The organism is Flavobacterium notoginsengisoli, assembly GCF_042686225.1.
Classification (GTDB): domain Bacteria; phylum Bacteroidota; class Bacteroidia; order Flavobacteriales; family Flavobacteriaceae; genus Flavobacterium; species Flavobacterium notoginsengisoli.
On record NZ_JBHUOT010000002.1, the window covers coordinates 143,111 to 159,475 of the forward strand.

The window sequence follows — 16,365 nt, forward strand, 5'->3', positions numbered from 1 at the left end:
TATTTTTAAAGAATGAAATTTTATGTGTAATGTAGTTTGCAGTTTGGTAATTTATAAAAATGACATCTTAATGTTGAGAAACGCGATAGATTCATTTCTTAAGACAAATTTAAATTTAAAGTTGTATCTTGTCGATAATTCTCCTACAAATGAATTAAGTATTTTAGCTACAAGTGCAATGATAGAATATATTCATAATCCTTCTAATCCAGGATTTGGAGCTTCTCACAATCTGGCAATTCAAAAAGCAATAGATCTTGGGGCTAACTATCATTTTATTGTTAATCCTGATATATATTTTAAAGGCGACGTTTTAACTCCAATGATTGATTTTATGAAATCTAATCCGTTAATCGGAATGATGATGCCACAGATTTTGAATAAAGACGGGAGTATTCAGAATTTACCTAAGCTTTTACCAAGTCCCTTTAGTATATTAAAAAGAAAAATTAAAAAGCCGACCAGTTTACACGACAAATTTATCAATAAGTATGAGTTACGTAAAGTGCCGAAAGATATGATTTATAATGTTCCTATTATTTCAGGTTGTTTTACTTTGCTTAACTTAGAAGCAATAAAAAAAGTGGGAATGTATGATGATAATTTTTTTATGTATTTTGAAGACTGGGATTTATCCAGAAGAATACATAAGTATTATAAAACTATTTATTTCCCAAAAGTTTCTGTATATCATGAGTATGAATCTGGTGCAAATAAAAATAAAAGATTATTTAAAATATTCGTCAGCTCGGCAATTACATACTTTAATAAATGGGGTTGGTTTTTAGATTCAGAGAGAAAAGGAATAAATACAAAAGCACTACAACAGTTTAAATGACTAATAAAATAGTAATAACAGGAGAATCAGGATTCGTTGGTAAGAATCTTTCTAAATATTTAATCGACAATTCTTTTGAAACCGAATTTCTTTCCTTGAGAAATCTAAATTGGAAAGTTAATACATCCGCAAATGTGTTGATTCATTTGGCAGGAAAAGCACATGATGTTAAAAGAACGCTGAATGCGTCAGAATACTTTAAAGTTAACACAGATTTAACGAAAGAATTGTTTGATGCGTTTTTAGATAGTGAAATACAAGATTTTATTTATTTCAGTAGTGTAAAAGCAGTTGCCGATGAGGTAGAGAATATTTTATTAGAAAGTGCTCCAGCCGATCCAAAAACTCCATATGGACAATCAAAATTAAAAGCGGAAGAGTATATTTTGTCTAAAGAAATTCCAAATACTAAAAGAGTTTTTATAATAAGACCCTGCATGATACACGGTCCTGGAAATAAAGGAAATTTAAATTTACTTTTTAATGTAGTAAAGAAAGGCATACCTTACCCTTTAGCATCTTTTCATAATGAAAGATCATTTTTAGGTATCGATAATCTTAATTTTTTAATTAAAGAAGTTATTGAAAATAAACAAGTACCTTCTGGAATTTACAATTTTTCGGATGACGAAGTTTTATCAACAAATGATGTGGTAAGAATAATATCTTCGGTGTTAAATAAAAAAAATAAGCTTATTGCAGTTCCTAAAGGACTAATTAATAGTATTTCAAAAGTAGGTGATTTGGTTAAATTACCATTGAATTCAGAAACCATTCAAAAACTTACCGAAAATTATCGGGTTTCGAATAAAAAAATAAAAGCGGCTATTGGAATTGAAAAACTTCCTAACACAGCTCGTCAAGGATTAGAAAACACTATAAAAAGCTTCATAGAAAAATAATGGAATATACAATTTTAGGAATTGTTTTAATGATCATCATGTTGCTTTACTTTAAAGTTGCAGATCGTTATAATATAATCGACAAACCAAATCAAAGAAGTTCCCACACTGAGATAACATTAAGAGGAGGTGGAATAATTTTCTGGTTTTCAGCTTTGCTTTATTTTATACAACACATACAAACAAATTACTTTTTCTTTACTGGAATAACCTTAGTTAGTTTGGTTAGTTTTTGGGATGATATTCAAAGTTTATCAAATAAGATTAGAATATCGATTCATTTCATTTCAATTTCATTGATTTTTTTAGATTTGGAGTTATTTAGTTTGTTTCCAATTTGGGGTACTGTTATTGCTTACATCTTAGCTATAGGTTTAATTAATGCGTATAATTTTATGGATGGAATTAATGGCATTACTGGGCTTTATACATTAGTTGTTATGGGGGCTTTATTATACGTAAATGTAAAAATTCAGCTTTTTATAGATGGAAGCTTTATAAAATATGGAATGGTTGCCAGCCTAATTTTTTTGTTTTTTAATTATAGAAAAAAGGCAAAATGTTTTGCCGGAGATGTGGGAAGTATTGCGATAGCTTTTTGGGTAATTTATTTAGTTTTAAAATTAATTTTGGTAACAGAATCAATTATTTGGCTTTTATTCTTAGCTGTATATGGTGTTGATGCTATTTGTACTATTATACATCGATTATATTTGAAGCAAGATATATTTGAAGCTCATCGTTTACATTTTTATCAAATCTTAAGCAATGAATATAAAATGCAACACAGATTAGTAGCCTTACTTTATGGATTAATACAGATTGTAATTTCATTTTTAGTTGTAAAGCTTTACCAAAAAGTTAATGATGTGATTATTTTCTTGCTTGTAATTTTGCCTTTACTTATTACATATTCACTTAAGTTCTACTTGTTAAACAAAAGCAATTTAAGATTAAAAATATGAACCCAAAAGTAATTCAGGGAGGAAGATTTGAAGATTACAGAGGAAGTATCTCTTTTGTAAATGATTTTAAATTTTTGAATATAGAGAGGTTTTACATTATAAGTAATTCTCGAGAGAATCCAATACGTGCATGGCAAGGGCATAAGTTAGATGAGAAAAATTTTTATTGTCTTTCAGGATCTTTTAAAATTCATTTTATTAAAATCGATAATTGGGAAAATCCATCTAAAGATTTAACTATTGAAACAATTTGGGTTTCAGAATCTGACAGTAAAATTGTTCATATCCCTTCAGGTTATGCAAATGCTGTGGAGTCTTTAGAAGAAAATTCGAAATTAATGTCATTTTCTACATTACCATTAGTAAATGTAATTGAAGACGATGTTCGTTTTCCGTCAGATTATTGGCTAATTCATAATGATTGAAAAGAGAATTTATCTGTCACTATCTCAGGAAAGTGGTTTTGAGCAAGAGTATATTCAGAAGGCCTTTAAATCAAATTGGATTACTTCAGGAGGGCCAAATGTGGATCAATTTGAAAATGGACTTGAAGATTACTTTGGAAAAGAATCGTTTGGTGCAGCACTAAATTCTGGAACATCTGCTATACATTTAGCATTAATTTTATTGGGAATTAAAGATGGAGATGAGGTAATATGTCAAAGTTTGACATTTTCGGCTTCAGCAAATCCAATTTTGTATCAAAATGGGATTCCAGTATTTGTTGATAGCGAACCTAAAACATGGAATATTTGTCCAGAGAATTTGGAAATAGCTATAAGAGATCGAATAAAAAAGGTAAAAAACCAAAAGCTATAATTGCAGTTCATTTATATGGTATGCCGTATAAAGTTGATGAAGTTCATACAATTGCAGAAAAATACAAAATACCCATTATTGAAGATAGTGCAGAAGCATTTGGAAGTTTATATAAAGGAAAAAAATGTGGTAAGTTTGGTATCTTTGGAATAATTTCCTTTAATGGAAATAAAATTATTACAACTTCAAGCGGGGGAGTGTTAATTTCTGGTTCAAAAGAAATAAAAGAAAAAGCAGTACACTATCAGCATATTGAATTGGGCTACAATTATAGGATGAGTAATATTTGTGCAGGGATAGGCCTTGGACAAATTAAAATATTAAATCCAGAAGAAATAATTACTTATTTTATAAGGAAATTTTTAATAAAATTAAAAATGTACAACTTTTTGACAATCTAGACTAAGATTTTTTTTCGAATTATTGGTTAAATACAATATTGCTTGAAACAAGAGCACAAAGAGAAAATTTAAGAATTGCTTTTGAGAATGCTAATATAGAAAGCCACCAATTATGGAAGCCAATGCATTTACATCCATTTTATGAAAAATACCTTTACTATGGAAATAATGTTTCTGAAGGGTTGTTTGAAAAGGGTCTGTGTTTGCCATCAGGATCAAATATCACAATTGAAGATAAAAATAGAATCAAAGAAGTAATATTTAACTTCTTTAAAAATAAATAATCAAAAATAGAATATGAAAATTGAAAAAACATTTATAGAAGATTTAGTAATCGTAGAACCAACAGTCTTTGGAGATGAAAGAGGCTTTTTTTTTGAATCTTACAGTAAGACTAAATTTGAAGATTTAGGTATTAATATTGATTTTGTTCAGGATAATCAGTCTTTTTCAAAAAAAGGAACTCTAAGAGGTTTGCATTATCAAAATCCACCTTTTGCTCAAACAAAATTAGTTCGCGTTTTAGAAGGTGAAATTATTGACGTTGCAGTTGACCTGAGAAAAAATTCTCCTACTTATGGCAAAGCATTTAGCGTTTTGTTGTCATCGGAGAATAAAAAACAATTATTAGTACCACAAGGGTTTGCCCATGGTTTTTCGGTTATAAGTGAAACTGCTTCCGTAATGTATAAATGTGATCAATTTTACAATAAAGCTTCTGAAGGCGGAATTAAATATGATGATCCTTCATTAAACATAGATTGGGGAATGAATTTAGATGAAGCAATAGTTTCCGAAAAAGATGAGATTTTGCCTTTCATTGAAAATTGTAATAGCTTATTTTAATGAAAAAAATTCTAGTAACCGGAGCAACAGGACAATTAGGATCGGAACTATCATTTTTAGCTCCTAAATATCCTCAATACGAATGGGTATTTGCCGATAGAACAAAAGCAACATTAGATAATTTAGATTTGCTTCAATCACAATTAGAAAAGATCAAACCAGATGTTGTATTTAATTGCGGAGCATATACAGCTGTTGATAAAGCTGAATCTGAGAAGGAATTAGCATTTAGAATAAATAATTCAGCTGTTGGCTTAATTGCAAAATATGTGGCAAAGAATAATGCCAGATTAATTCATATTTCTACAGATTATGTTTTTGACGGAACTTCTTCAATTGCTTTGGATGAAGATGCTGAAACTTATCCAATAAATATTTATGGAGAGAGTAAACTCGCAGGTGAAATAGCTTGCATAAAAGAAAATCCGGAATCAATTATTATTCGAACTTCTTGGGTATACAGTAAGTTTGGTAATAATTTTGTAAAAACAATGCAGCGATTAATGCAGGAAAGAGATGAAATAAATGTTGTAAATGATCAAATCGGGTCTCCTACATATGCAGCAGATTTAGCGCAGGCAATGGTTGATATAGTTGAATCTTCAAAATGGATTCCGGGAATTTATAATTATTCCAACGAAGGAGAAATTAGCTGGTACGAGTTTGCATTAAGTATTAGAGAATTAGGTGATTATAGTTGTAAAGTGGGAGGGATACCATCTTCATCTTATCCTACTCCGGCAAAACGTCCTAATTTTTCATTGTTGGATAAAACAAAAATAAAATCAGCATATAATTTAGATATCCCAAATTACAAAGAGAGTTTAAAGAAAATATTTGTTTAAAAAATGGTTTTATATTTCATATCTAAATCTTGAATGGAATATTTTAAAATCTAAAATCAAATTTTATGAAAGGAATAATATTAGCTGGAGGTTCTGGCACAAGATTGCATCCATTAACATTAGCAGTAAGTAAACAATTAATGCCGGTTTATGATAAACCAATGATTTATTATCCATTGTCAACTTTAATGATGGCAGGAATAAATGAAATTTTAATTATTTCAACACCTCACGATTTGCCTCATTTTAAAAAACTTTTGGGAGATGGAAGTACAATTGGATGTAAGTTTAGTTATGCGGAACAGCCAAACCCAAATGGATTAGCTCAAGCATTTGTAATAGGCGAAGAATTTATAGGAAAAGATAAAGTAGCATTAGTACTTGGAGATAATATTTTCTTTGGAACAAATATGCAGCAATTATTAAAAGATAATGCTAATCCAGATGGAGGTGTTGTTTTTGCCTATCATGTTTCTGATCCTGAAAGATATGGAGTAGTAGAATTTGATGAAAATAAAAATGCGATATCTATTGAAGAAAAGCCATTAGACCCTAAATCAAATTACGCTGTTCCGGGGCTTTATTTTTATGATAATAGTGTTGTCGAAATAGCTAAAAATATTAAGCCTAGTGCTCGTGGTGAATATGAAATTACAGATGTTAACAAAGTATATTTGGAGAAAGGTCAATTAAAAGTAGGCATATTAAGCAGAGGTACTGCCTGGTTAGATACAGGAACTTTTAATAGTTTAATGCAAGCTGGCCAATTTGTTCAGGTCTTAGAGGAAAGGCAAGGACTTAAAGTTGGTTGTATAGAAGAAATTGCCTGGAGACAAGGGTTTATTAATGATGAGCAGTTAGAAGAACTTGCACAGCCTTTGTTAAAATCTGGCTACGGAACCTATTTGTTAGAATTTTTAAAACAAAAGAAAAAAGGTGTTAAAATTTAATTTGATTATCTAAGTGAATATTTAAAACCTTTAATTTGTATTTTTGTAGAAAATAGTTTACTGATTTAAACCAAAACCTCAATTGAGCACAGACAAACCAAATAGTATAACCTCATTGTTATACAAGACTTTTTCGCCAAGAAACCTTAGGGCAAATATTAATAACTTAAGTTATTTGCCCAGATGGATTATTATTGCAATTGATGTAATGGTTTTGTTTTTTTCATTCTCCTTTACTTACTTGCTTTTTGAAGGGACTGCAATAGGTTATATTATTACCTCTCATGATTTTTATTTTGTAGCAAGTTTAATACTGGTTAATATATTTTTCTTTTGGCTTTTTAGAACTTATTCAGGAATTATTAGGCACTCTTCTTACATTGATGCAATAAAACTGCTGTTTTCACAAATGTCAGTTTTGGTTTTTTTCTTGTTCATAAATCTTGTATTCGAATTATATACAGGACATAAAGCTTTCTTAAATACAGCACTTTTTATTAATTTGGTTTTGTCTTTTTGTGGACTGTTTTTATATCGTGTGATAGTAAAACAGACATTCGAAATGTATTTTTCGGAAAAAGCTACAACTAAATTGGTCAGAACCGTAATTTATGGTACAGATGCTAATGCTATTTCTGTAGCTAATGCTTTAAAGTTTGAAACACCTTCCCGATTTAAAATTGTAGGTTTTGTAGATAAGAATAATCAAAATGCGTCTAAACGCATGCTGGATCTTCCAATTTTGATTCTAAGAAAAAAGCTTCCTGCATTAATGAGATCTGTAGCTGCTGAAGGAGTGATTATTGCCGATAAAAGCTTAAGTAAAGATGAACAATTAATCATTGTGGATCAGTGCTTAGAGTTTAATTACAGAGTATATACAGTTCCGTTAATTTCAGATTGGGAGAACCAAAAAGAAATTTCTCAGAAAGTTAAAAATATTCAGATTGAAGACCTTTTAGAAAGAAAACCTATAGTTCTGGATAGTAAATCAATTTCTAAGCAGTTAAAAGATAAAACAATTTTGATCACCGGAGCTGCAGGTTCAATTGGAAGTGAAATAGTTAGGCAAGTTTTAAACTTTAACCCTAAAAATGTTATTGTTCTGGATCATGCTGAAACTCCACTTCATAATTTATGTCTGGAAACACAGTCTATGAATTTTAGCACTAAAATTGTAGCTGTAATAGCGGATGTAAGAAGTAAAAAAGCATTAGAAAAAGTATTTAAGAATTATAATCCTCACGTTGTTTTTCACGCGGCTGCTTATAAGCATGTACCTTTGATGGAAGAGAATCCTGCACAGGCAATTCAAACTAATATTAAAGGAACCAAAAATCTGGCTGATTTAGCTTGTAAGTATCGTGTCAAGAAATTTGTTATGGTTTCTACTGATAAAGCGGTTAATCCTAGTAATGTAATGGGGGCAAGTAAACGTATCGCTGAAAAATATGTACAATCTTTATTCTTAAAAAATCAGAGAGAAAATATTGAAGGAGGTACAAAGTTTATTACCACTCGCTTTGGAAATGTTTTAGGATCAAATGGATCAGTTGTGCCATTATTTACAAAGCAAATTGCAGAAGGCGGACCTGTAACTATAACGCATCAGGATATCATTCGTTATTTTATGACGATTCCGGAAGCGTGTCAGTTAGTATTGGAAGCTGGAGCCATGGGGAACGGAGGTGAAATCTATATTTTTGATATGGGTAAACCAGTTCGAATAATTGACTTAGCTAAGAAGATGATCAAACTAGCAGGTTTTATTCCGGATAAAGAAATAAAAATAAAAATTGTTGGTTTAAGACCAGGTGAAAAGCTTTATGAGGAATTGTTAAATGACACTTCTAAAACACTTCCAACTTATCATAATAAAATTATGATTGCTCAGGAAATTCAGGACGAATATGAAAATCTGCATATTGAGGTAGACGAACTGATAGGAATTGCTGATTTCTATGAAAATGATGATATTGTAGCTAAGATGAAAAAGATTGTTCCGGAGTTTAAGAGCATGAATTCTACTTTTGAAGTCTTAGATAAATAATAGTATAAACAATATATAAAATATAATTAAAAGGTGTTTTTTCTAAAAACGCCTTTTTGCATTTTTAAACAATAGGTTAAATGTTAAAAATCTTGTTAAAATTCAAGTCTGGCCAAATATTTTTTCTCTCTTCTATATAATGGAAAATTCTAATAATACAAACGACTGGTTGTTTGAAATAACACCTAAGAATAAATTTTTCTCAATCAATTTTAAGGAAATCTGGCAGTATCGGGATCTATTGATGCTTTTTGTTAAAAGAGACATTATTACAGTTTATAAACAAACTGTTTTAGGACCTCTTTGGTATTTAATTCAGCCATTATTCACTTCCGTTACGTTTACTATAATATTTAATAACGTGGCTGGAATAAAAACAGGAACAATTCCTCCATTCTTATTTAATCTGGCAGGGATTATTGTATGGAATTATTTTACAGCATGTCTAAACGGTACATCTGATACATTTAAATCAAATGCAGGTATTTTTGGGAAAGTTTATTTTCCACGTATTATTACACCTCTTTCAATAGTAGTTTCGAACTTAATAAAGTTCTGTATTCAGTTTTTTATATTTATTGTTTTTTACATCTTTTTTTACTTTAAAGGATACGATTTAACTATAAATATTTATGTTTTACTTTTTCCGGTTTTAATTGTTATAATGGGAGTTTTAGGTCTTGGTCTTGGGATGTTAATTTCATCATTGGTTACTAAGTATCGTGATTTTACCTATCTAATTGGTTTCGGAATACAATTATTAATGTATTTATCTGCGGTAATGTATCCTATTGAATTAGTAAAAAGTAAACTTCCAAAATACGGTTGGATTGTAGAATATAATCCTCTTGCGTATATTGTTGAAACATCTCGTTTTATGCTTTTGAATGTTGGAGACATTTCTTTTCTGGGACTTTCATATACAGTGGTTATAACAGTTGCCGCATTCTTTATTGGCCTTTTAGTTTTTAATAAAACTGAAAAGAATTTCATAGATACAGTCTAAAGAATCGTTTTACTTTTTAATTACAACTATTAAGATTATTTAAACTCATTTCTAAGTTGAAAGATATTATTTTAAAAGCTGAAAATATTTCCAAACAATATCGTTTAGGACAAGTTGGAACAGGAACATTAAGCCATGATCTGAATAGATGGTGGCATCAAATAAGAGGTAAAGAAAACCCATATTTAAAAATTGGTGAAACCAATGATAGATCTAAAAAAGGATCTTCAGATTATGTCTGGGCATTGCAGGATATTAGTTTTGAGTTGAAGAAAGGAGATGTACTTGCAATTATAGGAAAGAATGGAGCGGGAAAATCAACACTTTTGAAAATACTCTCAAAAGTAACTGGTCCAACGTTTGGAAGTATTAAATCCCGTGGACGTATAGCATCGCTATTAGAGGTTGGTACTGGTTTTAATGGAGAAATGACTGGTCGAGAGAATATTTATTTAAATGGTGCTATTTTAGGAATGACTAAAAAAGAGATTAGTTCTAAAATAGATGAAATCATTGAATTTTCTGGTTGTGAGCGTTACATTGATACACCAGTAAAAAGATATAGTTCAGGAATGACAGTTCGTTTAGCTTTTGCAGTTGCAGCCTTTTTAGAACCTGAAATTCTGGTTATCGATGAAGTTCTTGCTGTTGGTGATGCTGAATTTCAGAAAAAAGCAATAGGAAAGATGCAGGATATCTCCAAAGGCGAAGGAAGAACGGTTTTGTTTGTAAGTCATAATATGGCTGCTGTAAAAAGTTTATGCAACAGGGGAATTGTTTTAGAACATGGTAAAGTAGTTTTTGAAGGAGAAGTCGATGATTGTATTGATGAATATTTGAAAAGCGGAAACACTAACGCACATAAAAAATGGGATATAAATGAACAACAACCTGCCGATTTTATCAGACTTCTTGAAGCAAAAGTGATAGATGTAGATGATAGGGTTACATTTAATCATTTGATTGTTAATGATATTAAAATTGAATTTACATATGAAATTCTTAAGGATAATCAAATGTTTACGCATGGACTAAATTTATTTAATACACAAGGAGTTCATATATTAAGCTCCCATGACAAAGATTCAGAATCTTTAGAAAAACCGTTAAAAATTGGAGTTCATAAAAAAACGATTACACTACCTGGTAAAATTTTAGCAGAAGGAACTTACTCATGTAGTTTTGCCATAATGAGATACAGTCCATTTGTAGTTGAACTTCACGAAATGGAAGTAGTAGGGTTTAATATTCTTGAAATTAAAAGCGATAAAACAATGAGAGGTGATTATTCAGGAAGGTTTCCGGGTTTAATTAGACCACTGTTAAAATGGGAATAACTACTATATGAAAAACTGGACAGGAGAAAGACTTGAAACTTTTATTTATAACAGAATTACAATTGAACATTTGCACCGATATGCTATAACTGATCAATATATAGAAAATAAGATTGTATTAGATATTGCATCAGGAGAGGGGTATGGAACGAGTTTAATGAGTAAAAAAGCTTCGTTTGTATATGGTGTAGATATCGATAAAAAGACAATTGAAAAGGCTAAGCTAAAATATACAGAAAAGAATATTAAATTTTTAGAGGGAAGTACTAGTGCTATTCCCTTACAAGATAGCAGCATTGATGTAGTGGTGAGTTATGAAACTATTGAGCATCATGATGAGCATGAGAAAATGATGCTTGAAATTAAAAGAGTTTTAAAACCTGATGGAATACTTATTATATCGACACCTGATAAAATTAATTATTCGGAAAGACGAAATTTGATTAATGAATTTCATGTAAAAGAATTGTACAAAGACGAATTTTCTAATTTGATTCGTAATTATTTTGGTCAGCAACAGTTACTTTCACAATTTTTCAGTAATGGTAATTCAGTTATTCAACAGGATGACAATAAAGCGGATTTAAGTTTTTATCAGGGCAATTATTCTGTCGTTAAGAATAAAATAATAAATCCGATGTTTTTAGTAATTATTGCGTCTGATTTTGAATTTAAAAAACACAAAATTTCTTTTTTTGAAGGTGGTAATATCGTGAAGAAAGAAATGCTTTTAGAAATGAGAAATAGTAATACATATAAGGTTGGAAATTTTATTTTGTCACCATTTAAATTCCTAAAAAGACTATTAACCTAAAGCTAGTAATTGATAATTTTTAAATATGAATGAAAAAATATTTGTAATTATAGTGACCTATAACGGAATGAACTGGATTGAAAAATGTTTAAAAAGTGTTTTAAATAGTTCAATTTCTTCAGATATTATTGTTATAGATAATTGTAGTACAGATGGGACAATTGAATTTATAGAATCTAATTTTAAGGAAGTTTTGCTAGTGAAGCAAGATAAAAATTTAGGCTTTGGAGCGGCGAATAACATAGGATTTGATATTGCATTAGCAAATGGAGGAGAATATTTTGTCTTATTAAATCAAGATGCTTATTTAGAAAAATATACTTTAGAAATATTAGTCGGACAAATTAAACAAAATCCAGATTTTGGAGTTTTAAGCCCAATACATCTAAATGGTAATGGAGATGAAATAGATTTTCTGTTTCAGTTTTATATTTCATCAAATAATTGTAGAAATTTTTATTCAGATGTATTTTTACAAAAAACATTAAAAGAGATATATAATGTTAATTTTATAAATGCAGCAATTTGGATTTTATCTAAAAGTACATTAGAAAAAATCGGAGGGTTTAATCCCTATTTTTTTCATTATGCAGAAGATAATGATTATATAAACAGATGTCAATTTAAAAAAATGAAGGTAGGAATTGTACCAAAAGCTATTGCCTATCATGATAGAATTTTAAACCAGAGAAAATTTACTCTAAAGACTTTTACGAATCTCAGGGATTTAAAGCTCATGAATCCTAATAATAAATGGTCTGTAAATAGAATGACTAAATACACAATTAGAGAAAGTATCATATCAATTATAAAACTTAACAAATCCGAATTACGTTATAATTTTTTTTATTTAAAGAAAATTATAAAAAATTATAAAGCAATTAAGCATATCCAAAAACAAAGTAAATTTGAAAGTTATTCATTTCTTAATTATAAAGAAAATTGAAAGAAATTATTTTACCCACGGTATTGGTTGTATTAGTTAATTATGGTTCTGAGCAACTTGAGTTTCTAACGAATGTAATCAAAGAACTTAAGAACTTTAGAAAATATAATGTGACTGTTGTTGTAAATTCAAATATTCCCTTGTCTATAGATGGAGTAGATAAAGTAAATGTCATTTTGTTAGATGATTATCAACTGTTACCAATGACTTGTAGAGAAATTATATTCGATAATAGAAAAGATTTTGATATTTTTATTTATGGTGAAAACGATCATCTCTTTTTAGAGAAACATATTGATAAACATTTAGAATATTCGCTAGTATTGCCTACAAACAGAATAAGTGGTTTAGTACAATATGAAGAAGATCAAACCGGAAAATATTATCCCGGATACCATCATGACTTTGAATGGGATTTCAATTCAGTTGAAATCTATGGAAATAAGAAATTTGCACATTTTAATAATGTGCATCAAGCAAGTTTTATACTTACAAAAAAGCAGTTATTAAAAATTTCTTCCAAAATAAATTTCAAAGAACTTGTGAAAGAGAAAGAACCTGAATATTTAATAATTGTAAAAAAAATCATAAAGAGAATATTTAAAATAGATCTTGTGAAAAAACAAAAATATAGTGTTAAATGTAAAGTTAATACTGATATTTATTTATATGGAGGAATGAAAAAGGTAATATGTGTTTCGGAGTTTGATGATAATTTGATACATCATTTGCCTAATTTATATATCGACGGATCAAAAGGACGAAACAAATTTAGATCGGATTCTGTAAGAATGGAAAATTCAGTCAAAGAATTATTATTGAGACCTATTTAACTTTAAAAAAAGACACAACTTTATGAATGAAATTGGTATAGTAATTCCATTTTATAAATTAAATTTTTTTGAAGAAACATTAAAGTCTTTGCAAAATCAAACTAATCAAAGATTTAAAGTTTATATAGGGGATGATGCCAGTCCAGATAATCCATTACCAATAATAGAAAAGTATCAAAACCATTTTAATATCATATATAAACGATTTGACAATAATTTAGGTAGAAAGTCTCTTACTCAACAATGGGAACGCTGTATTAATCTTACAGTAGATGAACAATGGTTAATGATTTTAGGAGATGATGATTTTTTGTCTAATAATGTAATCGAATCTTTTTATGAAGTAATAAATGAAGTTGAAAAAGAAAAAATAAATGTTATCCGTTTTGCGACACAAAAAGTTAATGAAAAAGGAATAGCTATTTCGCATGTTGTTCAACATCCTGAAAAAGAAAAATCAGTTAATTTTTTATTTAATAATACCCGTAGCTCATTGAGTGAATATGTGTTTAAGAGAACAGAATTTAAATTAGGATTTAAAGATTTTCCATTGGCTTGGTATTCGGATATATTAGCAGTTTTTGAATTTTCTAATTATGGCAATATTTTTACAATAAACAAAGCGATTTTATACATAAGGATTTCAATACTTAGTATTTCAGGAAATTTTTCTAATGAAAAACTAAAAAGGAAAGCAAAATTTCAGTTTTATTATTATTTAATAGATAAGAGGCTAGAAATGTTTTCTGACTCACAAGCCAAAGAATTATATTGCCGTATTAATAAATGTTTTGTAAATAATAAGAAGTATTTTATTTATTTTTTACAAATTTCTAAATTATATATTTATAAAAAGCTCTTCAAACAATATTTCATCTTCGTAAAACAGATTTTTGTTTCTGTAATAAGATGATAGAAAAGGAAAAATGAGAAAAGGGAAAAATCTTTCAAAAAACGTTTTATTATCCAAATCTGATTCAAATCATCGGATAATAATTCCTTTGTATATTCCGGAAGAAGAAGGATATTATAAAGATGCCTTTGCCATTTTTACCTATTGTTTAAATTCAGTTATTAAAACGTCATCTTCAAATTTAAAGATTTCAGTTATAAGTAATGGATCTTCTGATAGGGTAAACGAAAAATTACTAAAGCTGCAGAAAGAAAATCTCATTCATGAACTAATAATAGAAAAGGAGAATATTGGCAAAATTAATAGTATCGTAAAGGCACTCCGTACAGCCGAAGAACGTTTGATAACTATTACAGATGCTGATGTTTTATTTGATAATAATTGGGAAAACGAAGTCCTGGAGGTTTTTAAAGCATTTCCAAAAGCGGGCTCAGTAAGTCCGGTACCTGTTTTTAGAACACATTTTAGATTAACAAGTAACATTTGGTTTGATTATTTATTTTCTTCAAAATTAAAATTTCGTCCAGTAAAAGATCCTGATGCAATGACTATGTTTGCTAATAGTATAGGATGGCCATGGCTTGATATTAAATACAAAGATGTAATTGCAACTTTAAAAAATAATCAAGGGAAAGTGGCTGTTTTAGGAAGTTCACATTTTGTTTGCACATATAAAAAAGAAGTTTTTTCTAAAATACCAAAAAAAAATAGTATTTATAAACTTGGTGGAGACAGTGAATACTTATTTACAGATCTGCCTGTACTCAAAATGGGAGGCTATCGATTGTCTACTTACGGCAATCATGCATTTCATTTAGGAAATGTCTTGGAAGATTGGATGCAAATTAAATTCAATAAAATAAAAAATGTGGAATATAAAAAATCAAATGTTGAGGATTTAAAAATATTAAAATCTCGCCCTCTATATTATTTTTTCACTGAAAAGATATTTAAAAAGTTATTGTATAATAGAACACTAAAAAAAAATATTCTGATTTATAAAAAATTGAATGCTAAACAAATTGCGGCCTTTAAATAATCAATCCTGGAACATAAATGATATCTATTGTAATAAGAAACAAGAATGAATCTCAAGCCTTAGAATCTATTTTAAACATTTTAAGGAAAGTATACTTAGAGGATATCGATGAAATTATTGTAGTAGATAATAATTCAACTGATAAAAGTGTTCAAATTGCAGAAAAGTATAAGTGTAAGATTATAACTATTGATAATTTTACGTATGGAAAAGCAATAAACTTCGGGATTGAAAATGCAAAGAATGACTTAATTTTATTATTAAGTTCTCATGCTGTTCCTGTAGGCAATTCGTTTTTTAAAAACTCAGTTAAAGAGTTTAATGCAAATTCAAAATTGGCAGGTATGCGATACATTAATTCCTATTCTAACTATATTCGGGCAAACAACAATGATTTTTTTGTACACGATGGTTTGAATTTTGGACTGATGGCAGGCTGTGCAATGGTAAATAAAAAGATTTGGAACAATTTCAAGTTTGATGAAAATCTTGTGTTTAGCGAAGATAAAGAATGGTCTGATCGTGTTATAAAAGCTGGGTATTTAATCAAAGATTTTAATGAAACATTTTTCTATCATATAAAACGAGATGAAAAAAACGCATTAAAACGCTGGGAAAATGAAACAACAGCTTATTATCAGCTACGAAAATTAAAATATCCGTCTTATTTTAAAATAATGGGGTCATTCATAAAGAAGACCATTTTAATTTTAACAATAGAGCTTTTAAGAAAAGTTCACCATGAAATTAAATTATTCATTTTGAAAATAAGTATAAAAAAAAAGGTTAATAAAAGTAATTCCATAGATTCCTAAGGAATTATAAATAGGAATTAAAATTTATTGTTTTACTGCTTAAATA

The 16,365-nt window shown here is 28.9% G+C and carries 16 protein-coding genes and 1 pseudogene; all 17 read left to right on the top strand.

Annotated features, from left to right (window positions below; genetic code table 11):
• The first annotated feature begins 22 nt into the window (after positions 1-22).
• The 17 genes and pseudogenes from ACFS3A_RS05905 (at position 23) to ACFS3A_RS05985 (ending at position 16,319) form a co-directional block, all read left to right on the top strand.
• The gene (locus ACFS3A_RS05905; protein ID WP_379824496.1) at positions 23-838 is read left to right on the top strand and encodes a glycosyltransferase; all 816 of its coding nucleotides are present in this window, start codon (positions 23-25) and stop codon (positions 836-838) included.
• Positions 835-1,740, top strand: a complete 906-nt coding sequence (locus ACFS3A_RS05910; protein ID WP_379824497.1) for an NAD-dependent epimerase/dehydratase family protein — start codon at positions 835-837, stop codon at positions 1,738-1,740. The genes ACFS3A_RS05905 and ACFS3A_RS05910 overlap by 4 nt, the downstream gene beginning before the upstream one ends.
• The gene (locus ACFS3A_RS05915) at positions 1,740-2,705 is read left to right on the top strand and encodes an MraY family glycosyltransferase (protein ID WP_379824498.1); all 966 of its coding nucleotides are present in this window, start codon (positions 1,740-1,742) and stop codon (positions 2,703-2,705) included. The genes ACFS3A_RS05910 and ACFS3A_RS05915 overlap by 1 nt, the downstream gene beginning before the upstream one ends.
• Positions 2,702-3,130, top strand: a complete 429-nt coding sequence (locus tag ACFS3A_RS05920; protein WP_379824499.1) for a WxcM-like domain-containing protein — start codon at positions 2,702-2,704, stop codon at positions 3,128-3,130. Before ACFS3A_RS05915 ends, ACFS3A_RS05920 begins: the two co-directional genes overlap by 4 nt.
• Positions 3,123-4,209: pseudogene (locus ACFS3A_RS05925) on the top strand (DegT/DnrJ/EryC1/StrS family aminotransferase). Before ACFS3A_RS05920 ends, ACFS3A_RS05925 begins: the two are co-directional and overlap by 8 nt.
• 13 nt (positions 4,210-4,222) lie before the next feature.
• Positions 4,223-4,771, top strand: coding sequence for a dTDP-4-dehydrorhamnose 3,5-epimerase (gene rfbC / locus ACFS3A_RS05930; protein ID WP_379824500.1), 549 nt, complete (start codon positions 4,223-4,225; stop codon positions 4,769-4,771).
• Positions 4,771-5,616, top strand: coding sequence for a dTDP-4-dehydrorhamnose reductase (gene rfbD / locus ACFS3A_RS05935; protein WP_379824501.1), 846 nt, complete (start codon positions 4,771-4,773; stop codon positions 5,614-5,616). Before rfbC ends, rfbD begins: the two co-directional genes overlap by 1 nt.
• A gap of 65 nt (positions 5,617-5,681) precedes the next feature.
• On the top strand, positions 5,682-6,566 hold the full coding sequence (gene rfbA, locus ACFS3A_RS05940; RefSeq protein ID WP_379824502.1) for a glucose-1-phosphate thymidylyltransferase RfbA: 885 nt from the start codon (positions 5,682-5,684) through the stop codon (positions 6,564-6,566).
• Positions 6,567-6,648: 82 nt separating this feature from the next.
• Entirely contained in the window at positions 6,649-8,616 is a 1,968-nt protein-coding gene (locus ACFS3A_RS05945; RefSeq protein WP_379824503.1) for a polysaccharide biosynthesis protein, read from the top strand.
• Positions 8,617-8,755: 139 nt separating this feature from the next.
• Positions 8,756-9,622, top strand: coding sequence for an ABC transporter permease (locus tag ACFS3A_RS05950; RefSeq protein ID WP_379824504.1), 867 nt, complete (start codon positions 8,756-8,758; stop codon positions 9,620-9,622).
• Between the two features lie 56 nt (positions 9,623-9,678).
• Positions 9,679-10,959: an ABC transporter ATP-binding protein gene (locus ACFS3A_RS05955; RefSeq protein WP_379824505.1), complete on the top strand. Its 1,281-nt coding sequence runs from the start codon at positions 9,679-9,681 to the stop codon at positions 10,957-10,959.
• 7 nt (positions 10,960-10,966) lie between these two features.
• Complete coding sequence (locus ACFS3A_RS05960) at positions 10,967-11,773, top strand: class I SAM-dependent methyltransferase (protein ID WP_379824506.1); 807 nt, start codon at positions 10,967-10,969, stop codon at positions 11,771-11,773.
• Positions 11,774-11,798: 25 nt separating this feature from the next.
• Positions 11,799-12,719 (top strand): glycosyltransferase family 2 protein, encoded by a 921-nt coding sequence (locus ACFS3A_RS05965; protein ID WP_379824507.1) that lies wholly within the window; start codon positions 11,799-11,801, stop codon positions 12,717-12,719.
• Positions 12,716-13,552 (top strand): hypothetical protein, encoded by an 837-nt coding sequence (locus ACFS3A_RS05970; protein ID WP_379824508.1) that lies wholly within the window; start codon positions 12,716-12,718, stop codon positions 13,550-13,552. The genes ACFS3A_RS05965 and ACFS3A_RS05970 overlap by 4 nt, the downstream gene beginning before the upstream one ends.
• A gap of 22 nt (positions 13,553-13,574) precedes the next feature.
• A complete protein-coding gene (locus ACFS3A_RS05975; RefSeq protein ID WP_379824509.1) occupies positions 13,575-14,465 on the top strand; it encodes a glycosyltransferase in 891 nt (296 codons plus the stop codon).
• 13 nt (positions 14,466-14,478) lie between these two features.
• Complete coding sequence (locus tag ACFS3A_RS05980) at positions 14,479-15,504, top strand: glycosyltransferase family A protein (protein ID WP_379824510.1); 1,026 nt, start codon at positions 14,479-14,481, stop codon at positions 15,502-15,504.
• A gap of 17 nt (positions 15,505-15,521) precedes the next feature.
• Positions 15,522-16,319: a glycosyltransferase family 2 protein gene (locus tag ACFS3A_RS05985; protein WP_379824512.1), complete on the top strand. Its 798-nt coding sequence runs from the start codon at positions 15,522-15,524 to the stop codon at positions 16,317-16,319.
• Positions 16,320-16,365 lie beyond the last annotated feature (46 nt).